The organism is Prevotella sp. P6B1 (assembly GCF_000702825.1).
Lineage (GTDB): Bacteria > Bacteroidota > Bacteroidia > Bacteroidales > Bacteroidaceae > Prevotella.
The window spans coordinates 21,415-43,715 of sequence record NZ_JNKF01000001.1 but is presented as its reverse complement, the minus strand read 5'-3'; the positions used below and the strand labels follow the sequence as shown (position 1 = coordinate 43,715).

At 47.3% G+C, this 22,301-nt stretch carries 12 protein-coding genes; 5 read left to right on the top strand and 7 right to left on the bottom strand.

Annotated features, from left to right (window positions below):
• Positions 1-48 precede the first annotated feature (48 nt).
• The 6 genes from T495_RS0100185 to T495_RS0100160 all read right to left on the bottom strand — a co-directional run bounded on the left by T495_RS0100185 (position 49) and on the right by T495_RS0100160 (position 12,436).
• Entirely contained in the window at positions 49-3,354 is a 3,306-nt protein-coding gene (locus tag T495_RS0100185) for an AAA family ATPase (RefSeq protein WP_081831945.1), read from the bottom strand.
• A 2-nt stretch (positions 3,355-3,356) separates the two neighbouring features.
• Positions 3,357-6,737, bottom strand: a complete 3,381-nt coding sequence (locus tag T495_RS0100180) for a protein kinase (RefSeq protein ID WP_081831944.1) — start codon at positions 6,735-6,737, stop codon at positions 3,357-3,359.
• Complete coding sequence (locus T495_RS0100175; protein ID WP_028903937.1) at positions 6,738-7,661, bottom strand: zinc ribbon domain-containing protein; 924 nt, start codon at positions 7,659-7,661, stop codon at positions 6,738-6,740. It lies immediately after the preceding gene.
• 119 nt (positions 7,662-7,780) lie between these two features.
• Positions 7,781-9,814 (bottom strand): M13 family metallopeptidase, encoded by a 2,034-nt coding sequence (locus T495_RS0100170; protein ID WP_033147199.1) that lies wholly within the window; start codon positions 9,812-9,814, stop codon positions 7,781-7,783.
• Positions 9,815-9,827: 13 nt separating this feature from the next.
• Entirely contained in the window at positions 9,828-11,822 is a 1,995-nt protein-coding gene (locus T495_RS0100165) for an ABC-F family ATP-binding cassette domain-containing protein (RefSeq protein ID WP_028903939.1), read from the bottom strand.
• Entirely contained in the window at positions 11,819-12,436 is a 618-nt protein-coding gene (locus tag T495_RS0100160) for a LolA-like putative outer membrane lipoprotein chaperone (protein ID WP_197018859.1), read from the bottom strand. The genes T495_RS0100165 and T495_RS0100160 overlap by 4 nt, the downstream gene beginning before the upstream one ends.
• Before the next feature lie 92 nt (positions 12,437-12,528).
• Here T495_RS0100160 and T495_RS0100155 point away from each other — a divergent pair, with 92 nt between their 5' ends.
• The 3 genes from T495_RS0100155 (at position 12,529) to T495_RS16310 (ending at position 17,366) form a co-directional block, all read left to right on the top strand.
• A complete protein-coding gene (locus tag T495_RS0100155; protein ID WP_033147198.1) occupies positions 12,529-14,724 on the top strand; it encodes a Tex family protein in 2,196 nt (731 codons plus the stop codon).
• 102 nt (positions 14,725-14,826) lie between these two features.
• Positions 14,827-17,058, top strand: a complete 2,232-nt coding sequence (locus T495_RS0100150; RefSeq protein ID WP_028903942.1) for a SpoIIE family protein phosphatase — start codon at positions 14,827-14,829, stop codon at positions 17,056-17,058.
• Positions 17,059-17,060: 2 nt separating this feature from the next.
• Positions 17,061-17,366 (top strand): STAS domain-containing protein, encoded by a 306-nt coding sequence (locus tag T495_RS16310; protein WP_028903943.1) that lies wholly within the window; start codon positions 17,061-17,063, stop codon positions 17,364-17,366.
• A 43-nt stretch (positions 17,367-17,409) separates the two neighbouring features.
• On the opposite strand, the gene T495_RS0100140 is transcribed toward T495_RS16310, so the two are convergent.
• Positions 17,410-18,279 (bottom strand): hypothetical protein, encoded by an 870-nt coding sequence (locus tag T495_RS0100140; RefSeq protein ID WP_028903944.1) that lies wholly within the window; start codon positions 18,277-18,279, stop codon positions 17,410-17,412.
• Between the two features lie 155 nt (positions 18,280-18,434).
• Here T495_RS0100140 and T495_RS0100135 point away from each other — a divergent pair, with 155 nt between their 5' ends.
• Together T495_RS0100135 and T495_RS0100130 are read left to right on the top strand one after the other, a co-directional pair.
• Positions 18,435-20,495: a WD40 repeat domain-containing protein gene (locus T495_RS0100135; protein ID WP_155993348.1), complete on the top strand. Its 2,061-nt coding sequence runs from the start codon at positions 18,435-18,437 to the stop codon at positions 20,493-20,495.
• Between the two features lie 41 nt (positions 20,496-20,536).
• Positions 20,537-22,294 (top strand): hypothetical protein, encoded by a 1,758-nt coding sequence (locus tag T495_RS0100130; RefSeq protein WP_033147197.1) that lies wholly within the window; start codon positions 20,537-20,539, stop codon positions 22,292-22,294.
• Positions 22,295-22,301: the final 7 nt, after the last annotated feature.

Sequence of the window (22,301 nt, the reverse complement as noted above, 5' to 3'; positions counted from 1 at the left end):
ATCGTCATCTATTCCTTCCCTACATGCTGGACAAATAATCATCTTTCTTTAAATATCTTCTGGTAGTATAATCTGATATGTTTCCTTTGTAACCTGATCAGGCGGCAGCATGGATACACGCTCCGACAAATTCTGGATAGTAGAATCGAGCAGGTTACGCATTTCACGGGCATTACCCCAAGAATCCGACTTCATAAGAACCATCTTATAGATCTTATCGAGGGCCTTAAGCTCTGACTCCGGTGTAAGCTTGTATTGCTCCTTCTGAGCCATATGCTTGTATATAGCAAGCAGCTCGTCGGCATCATAGTCATCGATATGTAACTTGTGGGAGAATCTGCTGGCCAGTCCGGCGTTCATCATCAGGAATTCATCCATCTTATCCTTGTAACCAGCTGCGATTACCACAAACTTGCCACGATCGTCTTCCATACGTTTCATCAGGGTATCGATAGCCTCCTTGCCATACATATCGCCGCCATCGCTCAGGGTGTATGCCTCGTCGATAAACAGGATACCGCCCATAGCCTTGTCACACATATTGTTCACAATCTTCGGTGTCTCACCCATGTATTTTCCTACAAGAGTTGCACGACTGGCCTCTATCACATGTGAGGTTGGCAGGATATCCATTGCCTGAAGTATCTCACCCATCTTACGGGCTATTGATGTCTTACCTGTTCCAGGATTACCTGTCAGGATAAAGTTCATCGCCATCTGCTGTACATTACCTGCACCCATAGCAGCACGCTGCTTCATGAACATACTTTGAACAGCCAACCTGCGAATAGAATCCTTGACGCTGCGCATACCAATGAACTCCTCGATTTCGTTGAGTACCACATCGAGCGGACGTGCAGCCTCTGCCTGAGACATTGGCAGGTCTTCCTTCGTAAGAGCGAACATATCGCTCTCCTTGAAACCTGGAACAGACATTTGCTTGACAAGACGCTGACTCTGACGCTCAATGGCTTCGTTGAAGATGCGACGTGCCTCACGGGCATTACCGAAGTTCTTGTCACGACGCAGATAGAGCTGTTCGAACAGACGATGAATAGCAGCTCTGGTATCCTCGTCGACAGTGAAGTTCTTGCCAGCAGCCAAATGAAGGAATATCTCAGTCAGCTCGTCTGGTGTATAGTCATCAAAGTGGATAGTCTGTGTGAAGCGACTCTTCAGACCTGGATTAGTATCGATAAAGTCGTGCATTTGGTCGGTATAACCCGCCACGATACAAATAAACTTACCACGATCATCTTCCAGACGCTTCAACAATGTATCAATGGCTTCTGATCCAAAGGTATCATTATCACTCGACTTCAATGTATATGCTTCATCGATAAACAGTATACCACCCATAGCCTGATCTACCAGTTGATTAGTTTTGATAGCTGTTTGACCAGCAAATCCTGCTACCAGTTTAGAGCGATCGGCTTCAACAAGCTGTCCCCTCGACACTACACCGAGTGTCTTGAATATATCGGCCATGATACGAGCCACAGTAGTCTTACCTGTTCCTGGATTACCTGTAAATACATAATGCTTACCTTGGAAGGTATTGGTATCTCCGCGAGCAATCTGCAAATTGAGATAGGCGGTGAGATTCGCGATTTCTTTCTTTACGCCAGAAAGTCCAACAAGTCCATCGAGTTTCTTCAGACAGTCGTCGGCGCTGACGCTTTGTGGAGCCTCGTATGGCACATCCTCTGGTTTGATGGTCATGAGTTCCTCGTTGCTCATCAGCGAGATGTTTGCGCCCTGCAGGCGCTGTGCCTGCTTCTTGCATATCTGGTCGAAGAGAGTACGCATTGTACGACCGTTGGCAAAGTCTTTATCGCGAGAGTCGTACAACTCCTTAATCATCTTCTGTGTAAGTGCTTCAGCCTCTGACGAGAAGATATACTTCTTCTGTTTAGCAAATACCTGCATAATCTGATAGAGCTCTGCAGGCGAGTAGTCCTTGATGTCAAGGAAGTAATTGAATCGACTACGGAAGCCTGGGTTCACACGGAACAGATTTTCCATCTCCGTGCGATAGCCAGCAGCAATCACGATAAACTGTCCGCGATCATCCTCCATACGCTTCATCAGTTTTTCCAGCGCCTGTGCCCCCTGAGCGTCTCTATCGCCCGAAGCACTTACAGGAGCCAACGTATAAGCCTCATCAACAAACAGGATTCCACCCTTAGCCTTGTCGCATAATGCATCAACAACCTTAGGCGTCTCACCCTGATACTGACTCACCATCTTGGCACGGTCCACTTCTACAACGTGACCGCTATCAAGATAGCCTATAGATGCCAATATCTCACCAAGTTTACGGGCGATAGTAGTCTTACCTGTACCAGGATTACCTGTAAGAATAATGTGCATCGACATTTTCTCCTGTTCACCAAGTCCACGTTCTGCACGTTGCATGGCATTCTGTACAGAGTAAGCCATTTCCTTCACGGCGGCCTTTACCTCGTCCATGCCAATGTAGGTATCCAGATCCTTCAGGATATCCTCTACCGAACGCTCCTCAGGTACATATCCCTTGATATCGCCGACCTCCACTCTGGTAGCATTGGCACCACGACTGATATATTGTGTGAAGATGTCTTCTGCCGTCTTGTTGGCCAAATGTCCATATCCAAAAGTTTCGTCTTTAATCTTTACCTGATACTTAAAGAAACGGGCCAACTGCTTTTCTGCCTCAGGCGAGAACTCCGTAATACCATACTTCAGTCTCAGGTTCAACTTACAGATCTGAGTCAGTTCCTGGAAACCAGGCGTTGTCATACGGAACGTGTACTTGAATCGGTTCGCTACAGCTGGATTGCTCTCCAGGAAGTCTTCCAATCCCTTCGAGAGTCCTGAGATAATTACGATAGGATTATCTTCCCACTTATCCATTTCGACAAATAGCTTGTCGAGCGGGTTCACCTGATTGGAATACTTATCTGGCAGCAGTTTCTGTACATTATCGAAGAACAATATTCCGTTCTTTGCATTCTTAATATTATCATCCCACTTATCTACAAAACGCTGGTAATCTACAGCATCCACCATCATCAACTTGGGTTTCTCAATGATTTTATGCTGATAGAAGTAATCACGCAGAATTTCGGCTAAAGCAGTCTTACCCGTACCTGTTTCGCCGATAACCACAGCATTAAGGGATATACGGGCATTTGCGATATCTTTGCGAGAACGCAGAAACGTATAAGTCTCCACAATGGTTTTCAACTGGTTTTTGACCTCATCAAGTCCTACCAGTTTATCAAGCAAATCAGTACTTGCAAGGGGCTGTCCGCACCACTTGCAAAACTTAGCTATGCTTCTATTTTCTTTATGACAATTCTCACAAACCATTATTATACGTCTCTATCGATTTTCTTAATAATACTTGCAGGGGCTTTCTTCATATGGCTATTTGGATTAGCTATGTTCAGCATCGATGGACTGAATATGATAAATGACATCACAAATACCAGCATTAGTAAACTCCACAGCACATAGTGCAAGATACTTTCTCCACTGATAGAGCGGACCTGATCTGTCACATCGTTCAGCAAGCCGAACTTAGAACCTTTAAACTTATAAGTTCTTGCCTTAAATGTATAATACAACGGTTCTATCAGATTCGACTTAACGTCATTCTCCAAAACCTCCGAAATCAATTTGCTGTCAGCCTTCTCATCACCACGGAAATCAGTCAGATGGCACACCAACATGTAAATCAGTGTAATCACAATAACTGCGATATTGAATAGTGTGGGATGCGATGCACCTATATACTTTAATATTATAATAGGTATAAAGCAGGTAAATGCGCCAACCAATCCCCACAGGAACGAGAACATGAAATCGTATCCTTTGAAGAACGAGCGTGTACCCACAATCAGACCTGTCATACCACCCAACGGCATGCCGATACTGATGAAGGTATGCGTCAGGATATACTCAGGATTAGTAACACCGAATAGCAGGACAAATAACAGCCAGACACCGCTCAGCCCATAGAATACCATACGCCAAACGTTCTCCTTGGTCTTGGCTCTCTGCCAGTGATCCTTAACGTTCTTCACGCGTTTCTGGGTTTCATCGCGGGCCTCTACAAAACGTTTGTAATAACGCTGTGATGGATCAATCTTTCCGAGAGCCATCAGCCAGTCTTCAATAGCATGCTCATACGAATACTCCTGCATGAAGTCAGCATTGGGATCTTCGTGATAGAATACCGACATCCACTGAGCCATCGAACCGTTTCTGACTTCATTGCGGAACACCTGCATCTTCTTGGACTGCAGATTACGGCCGTCAGCATACTCAATGCCATCGGGCATCTGATAAGTCGGGGTTACCCCCAGAATACGGCAGAATCGATAGACAGCTGTCTTTGCATCGTAAGCGCCCAAACGTTCTTTGTTCTCATCGCTCTTAAAATCGAAACAACGGTTATGCTCATTATACATCTCACTCCATCCATGCAGCTGGGCATAATAGGCAAATCGTCCATCAAGCTCTGTTATATCCTTCATGGCAGCCTCGAACTCCTTGTCGCTCAGATTCTGTGCCTTATGTAGACGTTCGTTCAGATATTCGCCTACCTGCATCGGCGTGAACGCCTTGGCCAGATCGTAAGCCGATTCACGATTCAGGTTGTACAGCACCTTATATGCAAGGTTCATTGAGAAATTCTGCCCCTGAGTCATTATGCGCAAACTCTCGCAAGCCATCTGATCTTCGTGACTATACATCCACGCCAATAGTCGACCATCAATCAGACTGTGCCACTCATCCTCAGTAATATCATCGTTGCTAAAGGCGGAAACAATCTCGTTAATGGTTGACGACGGATGCTTCACCATAAAAGGTATCTCAGGATCTACCTCGAGCACAATTCGCATAATGGCTATGCGTACTTCTTCCTTATTCGTGTGGTCCACGCCCTTGAAGTAAGAACGCAAACGCTCAACATCACAACTGGTATGAGTCTCAATATAGAGGTAGAAGTTATCGTTAGGATTTCCCAATGCCAAAGCATAATCATCCTGATTGCTCAACAATGAAATGCAGATACTATGAATATCATCACACAAGTTGCCTCGCAAATCCTTATACGCATAAGTTGGCTCCATTGCATAGAGTGAAGCCATCAATCCTGCACGTTGATCAATAGGATAGCGTTTGGATATGATATCCTTTACGATGGTACTGAGCTTACTGTTTCCGCATGCTTCCAGCCATTGGGTGATACGACCATTATACAGATAACCGATAGCCACTTTCTCGTTGGCCAACAACATCGGAATCAGCTCGTGAATATTCTCGGCAACCAAATTACGCTCTGGGTCAACAATAAAGCTCTGATACTTGAGGAATGGCGAAGAAAGATCAACCTTAGGGCTCTCGCCTAAGAACCATTGTTCTACCTGTTCGTATCCCCAACGGTTAATAGGATTGACAACCGTCAGTCCCATCACAAGCAGTTTGATACGCTCAGGAAGTTCGTTGACATGTGGGATACGGCCTTCGTTCTTCTGGCGCATCATGACGCGCTCATTGGTACTCATAGGACTCTCGCCCAACCAAAGTGTCATCAGACTGATACCTAACGAATAATAATCGGCCTTAGGCGAAATTTCAACCACGCCATCAATCACGTCTGCATACATTTCCGGAGCAGCATAGATGGGGGTACGAGCCTGAGTTGTCTTATGAGCTTTACCATCGTCCTCCAGCATACTTGAGATACCGAAATCCCCCAGTACCAACTCTGTATGATCCGTATCACGGAAGAAAAAGTTGCCTGGTTTGATATCCTTATGTAATATCTTACACTGGTGGCAATATGCCAAGGCTGCTGCACCCTGCAAGGCAATACGACGGAATTTGTCCATATCGCCCTCCAGCTTGAAGTCTGCCATAGAGCCGCCGCGAAGATACTCCATCAGCTCATAATAACGATGCTTTCCGTCAACGTAGGTTTTACCGAAGTCGTAAACCTTCACCACCATTTCGAAATCGAAATTCAGCACTGTCTGCAGAATCTTACGATTCACATCGAAATTGGGATAGTATATCTTCAGAACATACTCCTGATGATCTTTCTCAACCAAGTACACCTGCGCCTCACCTGTATTCTCACTTAATACCGAGACGCGCTTATAGTTCTGACCTTTCAGTACAAAGATGTTCTCATCAAGCACTACACGCTGCTGTCGGATTTTGTTAACTCGACTTGCGCTCTCGGCAGAAGATACAATCGAGATATTGACATTAGGGCGCGCCTGTGACTGTACCTGAGGCTGAACGCCACGTGTCGTACCACTTAACGATGGAGCAGCAGGAGAGTCCGACGATACCGGTGATACCGGTGCTATAGGCTGGTCGAAGCCGGGAGCTCGGACTGTGCCATCAAGTGGTTTCTCGTCAGTCACCGACTTGGCCGATGGAACAACCTCTATCGTTGGTTTAACAGAAGGCACAACGTCAATCTTCGGTTTAACTGACGGAATGACATCGATCTTCGGTTTGGCAGAAGGAACGACATCAATCTTGGGTTTTCCGGACGGGATGACATCAATTGGTGGCATTTGCGGACTTCTGATTGTACCATCCAAAGGCTTATCCTCAGGCTCTTCCAGAGGAGTCTGCGGCATAAAATCGAAAGCGGTAGCTCTTCTCGTTTTATCGAGATTCACATCTTCGTTATCGTTGACCGTATTTTGTGGAGTTCGAACCGTACTCATTTAGATATCGTCTTTAATTTCTTTTCTAGTACCCTTACCAAGAACTATCCATTTGCCACCCATCTGCGGCTTAGCACATCCACAGGGGCTGGAATGCAATGCATGTTTAAAATTGCACTCCCAGGCCAAGCGCACACCCTGAGGCTTACAAGCCATGGCATAATTGCGCACCTGAGCAGGCTTGGTTTGAGGCAATTGTGCCATCTGGTCAAGCAGTCTTGACAGCATCTCCATACGCTCCTGTTTTTTCTTATCGTATTCGTCCTTGCTCATAATCTTATGATCGGCCAGATTGGCATCCACACGATCCAGACCACGATCCTGAGCCAACAACATCAATACACGCTGACGTAACTCCTGACTCTTACGATCACGCTCTCTATCTTGCTCTGTCACATAAGGTATCTGCTGATCAAGTTTCTGTATCTCATCAGCCAGACGCTGCATCTGCTGATACTCTGGCATTTCTAGTACCTTCTCCTTCAATAGGCGTGCCTCTTCTGTGAGAGGGGTACCACACTGTTTGCAGAACGAGAAATCATTATGGGTTCTACAAACGGGACAAACGATTCCGCCTATCGGGTTACCACATTCCGGACAGTAGGCTTCGGCACCATGCAGATGGGCGCCACAGAAAGAGCACACGTCCTTACGGATATAGTGACGACAGGATTCGCAAAAATCGGCATCGGCATCTACAGCAGCTCCACAATAGGGGCAGGTAGTTGTACCGATAGCGTTACCACACGATGCACAGAATAGTGCATCCGGTTCGTTGATAGTGCCACAATGAGGACAAGGCACGCCGCTGGCAGTATTCATCTGCACGGCCTGCTGATATTGAGGCTGCTGAACGGCACGTTCGCGATAAAGCGGCTCTGCACCTCGGTTTGTTCGATCTTGGTTTTGTGTAATATCGTTCATCGTTTGTTGGAATTTTAACTTAAGTTAGGTGCAAAGATAGATAAAAAAATGAATTAAACAAAAAAAACCGCCGTAAATTTACATTTACGACGGCAAAAAACATATTTTTTTGATATAGATTACCACAATTCGAGGCGTTCAGACTTAGGAATGAACATCTTATCACCCTCCTTAATACCAAATGCTTCATACCAGGCATCGATATGAGGTAGGGCGCCATTCACACGCCAACGACCCAGTGAGTGAGGATCACTTTTAGTACGATTTCGGATTTCTGCTTCTGTAATATTACCAGCCCATACACCAGCATATGCATGGAAGAATCGCTGATCGGCAGTCAGTCCATCCTTCTCACCAAGAGGATTGCGCTTAGTTGCATTTTTATAGGCAGCCCAAGCCACCTGCAGACCACCATGGTCGGCCAGGTTTTCACCGAGTGTCAGGCGACCATTACCATTCAGGTCGGGCAGTACCTTGATAGCGCTGAAGAAGTCGGCATATTTATCCGTACGTTCTGTAAAGTTCTTTCCATCAGCTTCTTTCCACCAGTCGTGCATATTTCCATCCTTATCAAACTGGCGGCCCTGATCATCAAATCCATGAGTCATCTCGTGACCGATTACTACGCCGATAGCACCATAGTTGAAGGCATCGTCAGCACTCATATCAAAGAATGGATACTGAAGGATTCCTGCGGGGAAGCAGATTTCGTTGGTGGTTGGATTATAATAGGCATTCACAGTCTGTGGTGTCATGTGCCAATCATCGCGATCAACGGGCTTGCCAACGGTATGCTGAATATTCCAAGCATGCCAGAACTTTGCGCAAGCCTGCATGTTATCGTAATAAGATTTCGCAGGATCAATCTCAAGTCCCGAGATATCTGTCCACTTATCAGGATAACCCACCTTTACATAGAAAGAATTCAGCTTCAGCAAGGCGTTCACCTTGGTCGAATCGTCCATCCAGCTTTGGGCAGCAATGCGCTCACCAAGAGCAATCTGCAGGTTCTTAATTAGGGTAAGCATGCGCTGCTTGGCAGCCTCTGGGAAGTATTTCTCTGCATAGATCTTACCAAGAGCCTCGCCCATCACGCGCTCCACCTGAGCTGTACTACGCTTCCACAGAGGATGGTTCTGCTTACGACCAGAACGGATTTTACCATTGAAGTCGAAGCTCTCTGCTACAGTAGCATCGTTCAGATAGTTAGCGGCACCTGAAATAAAGCCCCACTCCATCACATCGCGGTACTCTGCAGGTTTAATGTTACCCACCAGTTTGTTGGCGCCTGCCAGGAAGTCGGGCTGACCAACTACCATCTCCTGCAGATACTTGGTTTCGATGCCCATGGCATTCATCACCTTTACCAACGGCAGGTTAGGATACTTAGCCTCAAACTCCTTCAGCGTCATCTTATTGTAGTTAGCCTCTGGATCACGCAACTCGGTACGGCTCTTGCTCACCTTTGCCAACTCGGTTTCCACCTTCATAATGTTCTGCATCTTCTTGGTTGCAGCGCTCTTGCTGAACCCGAACAACTGGAACATTTTCACTACATGCTTCTTGAAAGCTTCACGGATATCAGCAGTAGCCTTATCATTATCGAGATAATACTCCTTCTGACCTAATGAGAGCCCACCCTGATACACGTTCAGGATATTCTGAGTTGCATTCTTCTCGTCGGCGCCAAAGCCTGCAAAGAAGAACTCCTGCTCACCGTAAGGAGCAAGTTCCAACTGAATGGCTAACAACTGCTTGTTGCTTTTAGCAGCCTCCAGACGCTTAATCAGAGGCATCAATGGAGCAACACCTTCCTGGTTACGACGTGTAGAGTCCATAGCCAGCTTATACAGATCGCTCAGCTTCTGCTCGATAGTACCCTTAGCATAGGAATTCGACTGCAACTCCTTCAGGATACCATTGATACGCTTGTCGTTTTCTTCCTGCAAGCGGTCGAAACTGCCATAACGCGAATAGGCAGCAGGCAGTGGATTGTTTTTCATCCAACCACCACACGCATACTCATAAAAGTCATCGCCAGGACGCACAGCCTTGTTGAAATCAGCCTGATGCAGACCAGACCCCAACTCCGACTGAGCCATCATCATCATCGATACTGATGCCATTGTCATCATTGTTAAAAATCTTTTCATTGCTTTTTAGTGTTTATTGTGTTAATGATTCTAATTCTTCACTTGTCTTCTCCCAACGCTCCACCTCTTCATCGAGACTTTGCTTGATAGAAGTATATTCTGTCACCAGCGTCATGTCCGACGCATTCTCAGGCACCATCAACAGTTCATCGAGCTCCTTCAGTCGCTGTTCCATCTGCTCAATCTTGGCTTCCGACTGTTTCACAGCCTTCTCCAGACGGTTCTTGCGTTTCTGTAGTTCTTTACGCTCGGCATAATTCAGCACCTTGTTCAAGGCTTCCTGATTAACAGCCTGCTGCTCGCCAGATTTTCCCACGTTGGGAATATTTTGTTCCCTCACTGGGAAGGAATTATTCCCTCGTTGGGAATTATTTGTATCCTTACCAAGCTGGTTCAAATCGCTGATCTTTTTCGAACGCAGGAAGTCATAGATACCACCCAGATGTTCACGTACCTTTCCACCGCCGAACTCATACACCTTAGTCACCAGTCCGTCAAGGAACTCACGGTCGTGACTCACGATAATAGCGGTACCGTCGAAAGCCTTGATGGCTTCCTTCAGCACATCCTTCGATGGCATATCCAAATGGTTGGTAGGCTCGTCGAGAATCAACAGATTTACTGGCTCCAACAGCAGTCTGATCATAGCCAGTCGGCTACGTTCGCCACCACTCAGCACCTTCACTTTCTTGTCACTCTCCTCGCCGCCAAACATAAAGGCACCCAATATATCGTTAATCTTCAGACGAATCTCGCCCTTGGCCACATTATCGATGGTCTGGAACACGGTCAGATTCTCATCCAGCAATTGAGCCTGATTCTGGGCAAAATAGCCTATCTGTATGTTATGCCCCACCTTCAGTTCGCCAGAATAAGAAATCTCATCCATGATACATTTCACCAAAGTCGATTTTCCTTCTCCATTCTTACCTACGAAAGCTACCTTTTCGCCACGTTTGATAGTCAGGGTCACATGGTCAAAGACCGTATGGGCCCCATAATCCTTACGCACCTCATCACAAATTACAGGGTAATCACCGCTTCTTAGACAAGGTGGGAACTTCAGGTGCATAGCCGAATTATCCACCTCATCAATCTCGATGGGCACTATTTTTTCCAGCTGTTTCACCTTCTGCTGTACCTGTACAGCCTTGGTAGCCTGATAGCGGAACCGCTCAATAAATGCCTTCATCTCAGACACTTCCTTCTGTTGGTTCTCGTAAGCCCTCAACTGCTGTTCACGGCGTTCCTTACGCAGCACCACATATTCATCATACTTGACTTTATAGTCGATAACCTTACCACATGAAATCTCGAGTGTCCGATTCGAGACATTGTTAATAAAAGCACGGTCATGACTGACCAGTACCACAGCACTTGAGCTCTGTGACAGGAATTGCTCCAGCCATTGGATGGATTCGATATCCAGATGGTTAGTAGGCTCGTCGAGTAACAACACATCAGGTTTCTGCAACAGAATCTTTGCCAACTCTATTCGCATACGCCATCCGCCCGAGAATTCTGATGTAGGACGGTCGAAATCCGAACGTTCAAAGCCAAGTCCTACGAGTGTACGCTCTATCTCAGCCTCATAGTTCTCAGCACCCATCATCATATACCGTTCATGCTCGGTAGTATATCGCTCGATGAGTGCCAGGTAACTCTCACTCTCATAGTCAGTACGCTCAGCCAGTTCCTGATTCATCTGTTCCAGCCGTTCCTTCATCCGCGTATTATCGGCAAAGGCCTTCTGAGCTTCCTCACGCACAGTGGTATCGTCCTGCAGAATCATCACCTGCGGCAGATAGCCTATTTTGGTATCGTTAGGCACACTCACGTTGCCTGCTGTAGGTTTTTGCTGCCCACAAAGTATTTTGAGCATGGTTGATTTGCCAGCTCCATTCTTGCCCACCAGGGCTATGCGATCTCTGTCGTTGATGACGAAACTCGCACCATCGAACAAAGGTTTGATGCCAAATTCTACTTTCAGTCCTTCTACCGATATCATCGCTTGTCTACAAATTTATAATTCTTAAATTGCTCTTTGGGAAAACGCAGCATCTCATCAGTAATGCTACCGCTCTGGAAATCGCTAATCTTAATGGTGGTCCATATGAAAGCGATTTTGATGCGGACGCTTATCGGATGATAGGTCTTGTGTTCCAGCAAGGCGTGAATCTCCTTCATACCTTTGCGCCCCTTGATCAACTTCAATGTCACCAGCAGTCCTTTGTCTGCCTCCGCGATGCTGTAGGTATAGTTCTCCGGATCGAACTTGAACTTCTGCGAGTACTTGTCACTCTTATTGTTCTTGGCATTATGTATCTCCACCTCGCCCTTTTTCTTCTTGAAGGTGAATACTGTTGTGCCATCATTCCACGAGGTCATTCTTGCTTCGTCGAACTTGCTCTTCTTTCCCTTATACCAGATGGTGCCACGGGTTTTATAGATGCCTGTGATGTTTACATCGTAATGCAATGTAGCACCCTGTTCACCAAATACTTGCTGGTAGGCGTTGTTAAAAATGCGGCGTGCCTGTCGGCTGTTGGCTGATTCTTGCGCTCCGATGTTGCAAATAACGCCAAACAACATGATAACCGCTAAAATTATCCTATTTCTCATTAATCTTTTTATTTTCGGAGTGCAAAAATACATATTTCTCGTGATTTATTACTATTTTTGCACACAAATTAACGTAATTACTACTTATATTTATGCAAAAGAACGTTTTTCCCTTACTTATTGCCACACAGTTGGGCATCAGTGAGAAATATGTCGCCGGCACACTGGCGCTCATCGACGAAGGGTGCACCATTCCCTTCATCGCCCGTTATCGCAAGGAACGAACAGGCGGACTCGACGAGATACAGATTGCAGCCATCAGCGATCGATATGAAAAATTGCTCGATATACAGAAACGCAAGGAAACAGTTGTCAAAACAATTACCGAACTCGACAAGATGACTCCTCAGTTACAGGAACGTATCGACAAATGCTGGGACGCCACCGAACTCGAGGACATCTACCTGCCATACAAACCCAAACGCCGTACGCGTGCCCAAGTGGCTCGCGAACAAGGTCTGGAGCCGTTAGCCCTTCTGATTATGAAACAGCGCGAACGTGATCCAGAACATGCAGCCGAGCGCTATGTAGGCCAGCAGGTCGCTTCAGTCGAAGAAGCAATCAAGGGAGCACAAGACATCATTGCCGAAACGGTGAGCGAGGACGAGCGCTCACGCCAGCAACTGCGTAACGCCTTCACCCGCCAGGCCATCATCTCCTCAAAAGTAGTAAAAGCCAAAGCCGATACGGAAGAAGCCTCAAAATACAGCGATTACTTTGATTGGAGCGAACCGTTGAAACGCTGTTCATCCCACCGTCTGCTCGCCATGCGTCGAGGCGAGGCCGAAGGCTTTTTGCGCATCAGCATATCGCCCGACGACCAAGAGGCTTGCGAACGTCTGAAACGCCACTATGTCTATGGCAACACAGCTTGCGGAAAATTAGTAGCCGAAGCCATCGACGATGGGTATAAGCGTTTGCTCAAACCCGCCATCGAGACAGAGTTTACCACCCTTAGTAAGGAAAAGGCCGATGAAGAAGCCATCCGGGTCTTTGCTGAGAACCTACGTCAACTGCTGCTCAGTGCGCCATTAGGTCAGAAACGCGTCATGGGTATTGATCCTGGTTTTCGCACAGGCTGCAAGGTGGTTTGTTTAGACGCCCAAGGCAATCTGCTGCACCACGATGTCATCATGCCTCACCCGCCTGTGAACAAGCGTACCGAGGCAGCCATCACCCTGCAGCGCCTGATACAGAAATTTCAGATTGAGGCCATCTCTATAGGAAATGGTACTGCCAGTCGCGAAACCGACACCTTCGTAAAGGATGTGCTCGCTCATAAATACAATGTCGGCACGGATTTGAAAGCCACGACAGCTAAATCAGGAGCCCCAGAAGTCCCTACCCCACAGGTCTTTGTCGTTTCCGAAGCCGGTGCCTCAGTTTATTCAGCCTCGAAAGTGGCCCGCGACGAGTTTCCCAACGAGGATGTAACCGTACGTGGCGCCGTCTCCATCGGCCGCAGACTGATGGACCCGCTGGCCGAACTCGTCAAAATCGACCCAAAGAGCATCGGCGTTGGCCAATACCAGCACGATGTTGATCAATCCAAACTTAAGCATTCGCTCGACCAGACTGTCGAGAGTTGTGTCAACTCTGTCGGTGTCGACCTCAACACCGCTTCACAACATCTGCTGATGTACGTCAGCGGACTGGGCGCTACACTGGCAAAGAACATTGTAGATTACCGTCGCGAACATGGTGCATTCACCTCACGTGCCCAACTGCTCAAAGTGCCGCGTCTTGGGCCTTCAGCCTATCAACAATGTGCCGGATTTCTGCGCATCCGCAACGCTAAGGACCCGCTCGACAATTCTGCTGTACACCCCGAACGCTATCAGTTAGTAGAACAGATGGCCAAAGACCAAGGCTGTACAGTGGCCGACCTGATTAGCCACAAGGAGAAACGTGAGGCAATCCAACTGTCACGTTACGTCACACCCGATGTCGGCATGCCAACCCTCAACGACATCTTAGCCGAATTAGAAAAGCCTGGTCGTGATCCACGCGAAGCCCTCGAAGCCTTCGAATTCGACAAGAATGTCTCAACCATCGACGACCTTGTCGAGGGTATGATACTGCCAGGCATCGTTACCAACATCACCAACTTTGGAGCCTTTGTTGATATCGGTGTCCATCACGATGGTCTTGTCCACATCTCACAAATGGCCAACCGGCGCATCGCCCACCCACTCGATGTAGTCAAACTCCATCAGCACGTTCAGGTACGGGTCATCGAAGTCGACCATCGGCGCCAACGTATCTCTTTGTCCATGAAAGGGGTTTAAGGCCCATATAGTTGCATACATAAGTTTTTTTTCAAAAAAGCACAAAGTATTAGAAGTTTTTTTGTATCTTTGTGCCCGTAAATACAAACTATCTACAAAACGATGGTAAAGAAGACGTTAGCATACAAGCTGAGTATGATTATCATGGTGGTTCTGCTGGTTATGTGGGCCACCATTATGACCATCGTTTTTGTCATTACCCGCAACTCAACAACCAACGAAGTAGAATCACGGTATGAGGGTATCATGATGCATACCAACGAGAAGATTCGTGGTGTGCTGTCTGACGTTTACGTGGCTGCCATCAACAATATCAGCGTGATTGAGAACGATCTCGACAACACCGACAAACTCCAGGCACATCTGGAACAGATGATAAAGCTGAACAAATATATGTCGAGTTGCCGCCTGATTTTCGAACCAGACTATTACCCACAGAAAGGCCACTACTTCGAGATCTATGCCTGGCGCGATTCCGCAGGTACCATCAGGGGCAAGCAGATGAACGAGGACCATCCTGACTTCCTGACGCATCCTTGGTATAAAACGGCTTACGAGAAGAAAGAGGGCGACTGGACGCCTCCCTATTTCGACCAAGCAGCTTCACAGCAGCTGACAACCACCTACATGACGCACATTCACGATGGCAACGGACGTAAAGTGGGCATGTTGGGAGCCGACGTATCGCTGGAATGGCTACGCCAACGCCACAAGCGTATTGATGCCGAGAACCACCAGCGTTTCGAAAAGGGGTATAAAGAACAGTCATACAGTTTTGTTATCGATAACGATGGCACTTACTTGATTCATCCCGATGAGAACCGCATTCTGAAAAAGAAATTCCAGGATATAGCAGCAACCTCTCCCGACACTATCGACGACGGCATAGCCCGCCGTATGATGCACCATGAGAGCGGCATCTGCAAGATGATGAACGACAGCATCAAATCGGTCTTATTCTATTCATTTGTAAAATATGCCGATTGGACTGTAGTCATCGTTGTACCCGAGGCCATCATTAATCATCAGGGCAATCTGCTTGGTACCATCATTCTGGCCGTTATGTTCTTCGGACTTATCGTCATATTCATCCTCAGCAGAGCACTGTTCAAGAATATCGACCGACTGAGGAAGACCACAGCCCAGAAAGCAGCCATCGAACAGGAACTGAAAATTGCCAGCCATATCCAGCAGCAAATGCTGCCTAAGAAATATCCCCCCTACCCTGAGCGTACCGATATCGATATCTATGGCGAAATCGTAACAGCCAAAGAAGTTGGTGGCGACCTGTTCGACTTTCTGCTACGCGACGAGAAACTGTTCTTCTGCATCGGCGATGTGAGCGGCAAAGGTGTACCAGCAGCATTGATGATGGCTGAGACTATATCGCTGTTCCGCAATGCATCGATGTTACACACCCATCCCCAACAGATTGTGAGCCGCATGAACCAGACGATTTGTGAGAACAACGACTCGTTCATGTTCGTCACCTTGTTCATGGGCGTACTCGATCTGCCAACAGGTCAGCTTAACTACACCAACGCAGGGCACGAACCGCCTATCATGATTGGCCAACAGGCACAATTCATGAACGTGGACAACAACATCCCACTCGGTCTTCGCACCGACTGGAATTACTCCGAACAAACAGTATCTATGGATTGCAACACCATGCTGTTCCTCTATACCGACGGCTATACCGAGGCCGAGACATCAGAGCACGAGCAGTTGGGCAGAGAGCGCCTACGCGAGGAAACAAACAAATGCGCACAGCAGCATCTCAGCGCACGCGACCTTGTGAAGCATATTAGCCTGGCAGAACACGCCTTTGTGGGCGAGATCCCACAGGGCGATGACATCTCCCTGCTGGCTATTCAATACAAAGACGTAGATACCGATGTGGTTTTGCGTCGAACCCTGACAATAGCCAACGACCTAAGCGAGGTCAAGCAACTGACCGACTTCATGAACAGCATTACCAGCGACATGGATATCGACATGGCTACAGCCTCACACATCACCCTGGCCGTGGAAGAGGCAGTTGTCAACATCATAAAATACGCCTATACCGATGGTGAACAAGCCGACATTCTGTTGGAGGCTATAGCCGACGACCGTTTTCTGACATTCATACTTCGCGACAAGGGTATTCCCTTTGATGCCACCAAGGCTACAGAGTACGACGTAAAGCAGAAAGTCAAGCAGCTCAGCGAAGGCGGTCTGGGCATACACCTGATGTGTCACTATATGGACAGCATAAGCTACGAAAGGAAAAATAATGAAAATGTGCTAATCATGAGAAAGGAATTGAAAACAAAAAAAGTAAGAATATAAGAATGGATATTAAGATTGAAAAAACTGACGAGCGTCAGGTGACCCTGACATTGGACGGACGCTTGGATACCTTAGTGTCTCAAGTGGCAGAGAGAGAAGTACAACCCCTGTACAACTACTTTGATTGCGAGGTCGTCATAGATTGCAGCAAACTTGAATACATCTCATCCAGCGGCTTACGATTGCTGATGCACATCGTACAGCATTGCTGGACGAATCACAATGAGCCCTACATACAAGGACTGCAACCTCAAGTTTACGACGTGTTTAAGACAACAGGATTTGTACACTTGTTCAAATTTAAATGATACCAAAAGCAAATGAGGAACCTCGGTGAGGCTCCTCATTTGCTTATTGTTTCTTGATGGCTATTGGAATCATCTTGACGCTCATATTGGTGTCGCGCTTGCGGCATTTTGCCAACCACTTCTGAAACTCATCCCCCTTCAGTTCGCGTAGCTGTCCCTTGCCAACGGCATCGGCAGCCTTCACAAAAGGCTGAGTTGAGAAGACGATATAGATCTGATTCTGCTCCACAGGGAACAGGGTGGTCATCCGATAAAGGTCGACAATGGGTTTCTCTGTTGGCAGAGCCTCATCCACATTGAAGAACACATAGCGCTGATTGGCCTTTACACTATAGATACCATCCTGCTGAGCCTGATAGGGCAACAGGCAACAAGCCATGTTACCTACATCCACCAGATAGATGGCAACATAGCCGGCAACAGGCGACGTGAAGCTGACATAGAAGTTATCGCCCGAAAAGAAAGTCTCTGACTCCGAACGGTCATCGGTACCGTTACGTAGCACCTTCGCCTGAAAATCAACACCATTGGCAACAATCTCACGAATACGCCCCTTACATTTGGCCGTCACCACCAGTGTTTCGCCATCGTAATTAATCTGATACTGAGGCTGACCAATGGTCTCAATCCACTCTCCCTTGACATCGCTTCCTGAAATTGACAGGAAATCAATATCACTACGCCCGTTCTTATTCGACATGCGCATTGAGTTCGTCTCACTGACAATGGTACCAAAGGCATCGGCAATAGCCTGAATTTTAGCACGTTCGAGGGCTGTCTGCTTAGCTTGGCCCAAAGATACATCTTCAGAGGCGCGATAGGTGTACTCTGCATCCACCGTAAGCGACTTCTGGGCAAAAGCACCACAGAAAGCAACTAAAGACAAAACGACTGAGATGATACTTCTATTCATGATAAAACCACATTTTTTATATAAATACGCTGCAAAAATAAAGAAATTTCGCCAATAGTGCAAATTTTTTCTATTAAATGTTTGTTTTTAACAATTTCTTTGTATATTTGTCGCGATAATAAATAAAAACTTAGAACCTATAAATGTTATAAGCGATGAAAAAGATTATCTCACTATTCGTTTTGACCCTCCTATCTGGAGGCATGTGTATGGCACAGGACAATCTGCGCGAGTTGAAACAAAAGCAATACCCACAGGGATTCGACAACCACGCGTTTGGAGTTTTCTATTACAATGGTAAGGCTGTATATGCCAATCGCGGCATCGAATTGTATAGTGCCAGCGATACCGTTAAGTCTGTGCGTATCAATCCAGCTTATAGCTCTATTATCAGTCTGCAGAAGACTAAGAAAGGCTATACTTATGCTGAAATCTACAACTTGAGCGAACAAGAAACACCTATTGGAAAAATCAAGTTGAAGGACATCAACATCACGGCATTAGCCTATACTCCCGATGCCAAGCAACTGGCTGTTGCAGCAAACGACAGACAAATCCGATTCTATGATCCACGTGGCAAACAGGTCATCAAGACCTTCGGCTCATCCATCGTGCCACAGAAGATGTTATTCAGCGGCAATAACTATTTCTTAGCATGTAGCAATGGCAAGACTTTAGAGGTATGGAATGCAGAGAGAGGCACTGTACGCAAGACTATTACCTGCAATAGTCCCATCAATGATTTTGCATTCGGCGATAATAACAGCAAGCTGATGGTGCTGACCGCCGATGGCAAATTGGCCATTTACGAGACCACCACATTCAACCAAAAGGCTACGATTGATGATTTGGGTAGCGCACTGGCCGTACAGGCTAACCACGATGGTAAATACGCCTTGGTACTGAACAGCGACAAACGCATCTCGGCAATCAATTTGCTTGATCCCACAGAGCGCATTTTCCTGGAGAATGCAGAAGGTGGCACCAGCGATCTACGATTTGTGTTCAACCAGAACGACAATAAGCCGTTTATTATCTACAACTCCAACAATGCACTGGTTTACCGTGAAGTTGAAGGCATGAAGCCCTATCTGAACAAGATGATGAGCATTGAGCTGAACGAAAAGCTGAATCAGTGGATGAAGCAGATGCCAGGCGAGACACTCGAGGCTTACAACGAGCGTGTAAACGATGAGACACGCGCCAAGATGGCAAGCGAGATTGAGCGCGAATTTGCCACCAAGATGGCAGCAGGACTTCTGGAGACCAGCGATTTCCAGGTAGGCGATTATAACACCACCACCAAGAAACTGACCCTGCACTCCAGCTCAATGCCCGACATATTCCTCGATGTACCGTTCAACGAGCTGGGCGAGTTCGATCCCAATGCCAAGCTGCAGTTCAAGAACGTTAAGTACGGTCTGAACCCTGACGATAAGTTTGAGATGGTATATGCCGAGATCTATAACCCCACCAACGGCAAGACCTATATCTTCGATAACCTGGAGCGCCAGAATCTGGCCAAGATGAACGAGAATGCCAACTTTGTACCACTGGAGGTAATCCGTGCCACAAATATGGAGGAGACCGCACTTGAAGGTATCAAGGAAGACATTATCAGTCAGGCTATTCAGGAGCAGACCATCTCTGACAAGACCCACATCTCTGTAAATGCTAACGCAGAGCCTGCTGTGGATGCCGATGGTAAGAACATTATCAACTACAACGTACAGTTTACCTACGAGGTGGAAGAGGCATTCTCGGCTCGCGACGACTTCAAGCCCGGTCGCTACAACACCGAGGAATCGGGTGCTGCCATGTCGATGCTGAAGATTATGAAGAAAGCCTTTGAGAACGACTTTGCCAAGTACGCTGTCGAAGGCAAGCGCGTCAAGATTGCCATCAAGGGTACAGCCGACGCCTCTCCTATCGCTCGTGCCATTGCCTACGACGGTCGCTACGGAGAGTTCGACCAGGAGCCTGTTTACAAAGACGGCGAGCTGAACAATGTCAGCCTGAACAAGAAGGAAGGTATCGCTACCAACGACCAGTTGGCATTTGCCCGTGCAATCGGCGTAAAGCACTATATGGAGAAGGAGCTCTCCTCGTTCGAGAAGATGAACCGCGATTATGAATATCACATCGAGGTATCTAAGCAGGAAGGCAGTAAGTATCGCCGCATCAGCGTACTCTGCACCTTCATCGATGCCTTCTAAACAAAACAAAACCAAACCAGAACTGTTTATTGAACTATTGTATGAAAAAGAAAGTATTCATAGCAACGATCCTGATGGCCATGGCAGCAAATGCCATGGCTCAGGATGCAAGCCAACTGCAGTCGTATCACTTCATCGAAGCCCAAGGTGGTGTTCGTACTACTTTTGGTGACTATAAACTATTCAAGCTCACCTCACCCACGGTAGCATTGTCCTATGGTTATATGTCACAGCCTATTGGTTTCCGCCTGCATTTCAGCGGTTGGAAAGCCAAGTCAAATCCATCATACGACTTCAATTACGTGAACACCAACGCCGATATGTTGCTGAATGTCACCCACATTTTTTCACGCAATACCGTTCGCCCACTGAATCTCTACTTGATTGGCGGCCTCGGTATGGCTTATACCTTCGACCGCGAAACACCTGAAGACAAATGGAAGCACAACGCCTCGCTGAACCTGCGCGTAGGTCTGCGTGCCGACCAGCCACTCTCTGAGCGCATCGGTCTCTCACTTGAAGTGAGCGCCAACAATATGGCAAGCCACTCCAAAGGCACATGCTACCAGGACGAGAAGGGACTTGTAGCCCTGTTGGGTATCAACTATCGTTTCGGCCACAAGTATAACGCGCCAGCCACCAAGATTGTTGAAGCCGTTCAACCCACGCTGACCAACTATCAGATGATGACCAACACCCTGAAAGAACAGTTGGACACCTGGCTCCAGCAGATGCCTAACGAGACTTTGGAGGAATACCAATTGCGTACCAGCGATGAGGCGCGTGCCGCTCAGGCCCGTCTATTGGAGTACGAGATCTCTACCAAGATGGCAACCAACATGCTGCAGCCTACCGAGATCAGCTTCGGCGACTATAACCCCGTACTGAAGAAACTGGCTGTTCACGCCACATCCATGCCCGACTTCTTCCTGGATATGGATGAGAAAGAGGCTGCATCGCTCTATGGCGCCAGCAATCTCCAATTGCGCAACCCCAAATACACGCTGCATCCCGATGATAGCTTCGAGCTCGTATATGCCGAGGTGTACAACCCTGCCACAGGCAAGTCCTACACCTTTGATAATCTGCAGAAGATGTCGCTTAATGAGATTAGGAACGACACGAACTACCTGCCTCTGAATGTACTGAGCGAGACACAGATGAAGGAAACCAATCTTGCAGCCATCATGGACAACATGGTTAATCTGGCCAAGGACGATAAGGTGATCACCGATCACACCCACATCTCTGTCAACTCAAATGTAGAACCAGCCAAAGACGCTGCCGGTCACAGCATCATCAACTATAACGTAGGTCTGACCTACGAGGTAGAAGAGCAGTTCTCTGCCCGCGATGACTTCAAGCCCGGTCACTATGTAACCACAGAGTCGAAGGCAGCCGTTCTGATGCTACAGATCATGAAGAAGGCTTTCGAACAGGACTTCAGCCAATATCTGGCCGAGGGCAAACAGGTCATCGTCAAGATTACCGGTACAGCCGATGCCTCCCCCATCGTACGTCCGATAGCCTACAACGCACAGTATGGCGAATATCATGATCAGACCGTTTACAAGAACGGCCAACCCATGAAGCTGTCGCTGACTCGCGAGGAAGGCATAGCCACCAACGAGCAGCTGGCTTTCGCCCGTGCACTCGGCGTCAAGGACTGGATTGAGAAGGAGATTACTGCCATCAAGAAGATGCAGCGCGACTATAACTACCTGATCGAGGTATCCACTCAGAAAGGAAGTAAGTTCCGTCGCATCCATGTGCAGTACACATTTATCGATGCATTCTAACAAATCA

Excerpts from the sequence above, each read along its gene's own strand:
- T495_RS0100170 (WP_033147199.1), bottom strand. The coding sequence starts at position 9,814 with ATGAAAAGATTTTTAACAATGATGACAATGGCATCAGTATCGATGATG.
- T495_RS16310 (WP_028903943.1), top strand. The coding sequence starts at position 17,061 with ATGGATATTAAGATTGAAAAAACTGACGAGCGTCAGGTGACCCTGACA.
- T495_RS0100155 (WP_033147198.1), top strand. The coding sequence starts at position 12,529 with ATGCAAAAGAACGTTTTTCCCTTACTTATTGCCACACAGTTGGGCATC.
- T495_RS0100180 (WP_081831944.1), bottom strand. The coding sequence starts at position 6,737 with ATGAGTACGGTTCGAACTCCACAAAATACGGTCAACGATAACGAAGAT.
- T495_RS0100175 (WP_028903937.1), bottom strand. The coding sequence starts at position 7,661 with ATGAACGATATTACACAAAACCAAGATCGAACAAACCGAGGTGCAGAG.
- T495_RS0100185 (WP_081831945.1), bottom strand. The coding sequence starts at position 3,354 with ATGGTTTGTGAGAATTGTCATAAAGAAAATAGAAGCATAGCTAAGTTT.
- T495_RS0100150 (WP_028903942.1), top strand. The coding sequence starts at position 14,827 with ATGGTAAAGAAGACGTTAGCATACAAGCTGAGTATGATTATCATGGTG.
- T495_RS0100140 (WP_028903944.1), bottom strand. The coding sequence starts at position 18,279 with ATGAATAGAAGTATCATCTCAGTCGTTTTGTCTTTAGTTGCTTTCTGT.
- T495_RS0100130 (WP_033147197.1), top strand. The coding sequence starts at position 20,537 with ATGAAAAAGAAAGTATTCATAGCAACGATCCTGATGGCCATGGCAGCA.
- T495_RS0100135 (WP_155993348.1), top strand. The coding sequence starts at position 18,435 with ATGAAAAAGATTATCTCACTATTCGTTTTGACCCTCCTATCTGGAGGC.
- T495_RS0100165 (WP_028903939.1), bottom strand. The coding sequence starts at position 11,822 with ATGATATCGGTAGAAGGACTGAAAGTAGAATTTGGCATCAAACCTTTG.
- T495_RS0100160 (WP_197018859.1), bottom strand. The coding sequence starts at position 12,436 with ATGAGAAATAGGATAATTTTAGCGGTTATCATGTTGTTTGGCGTTATT.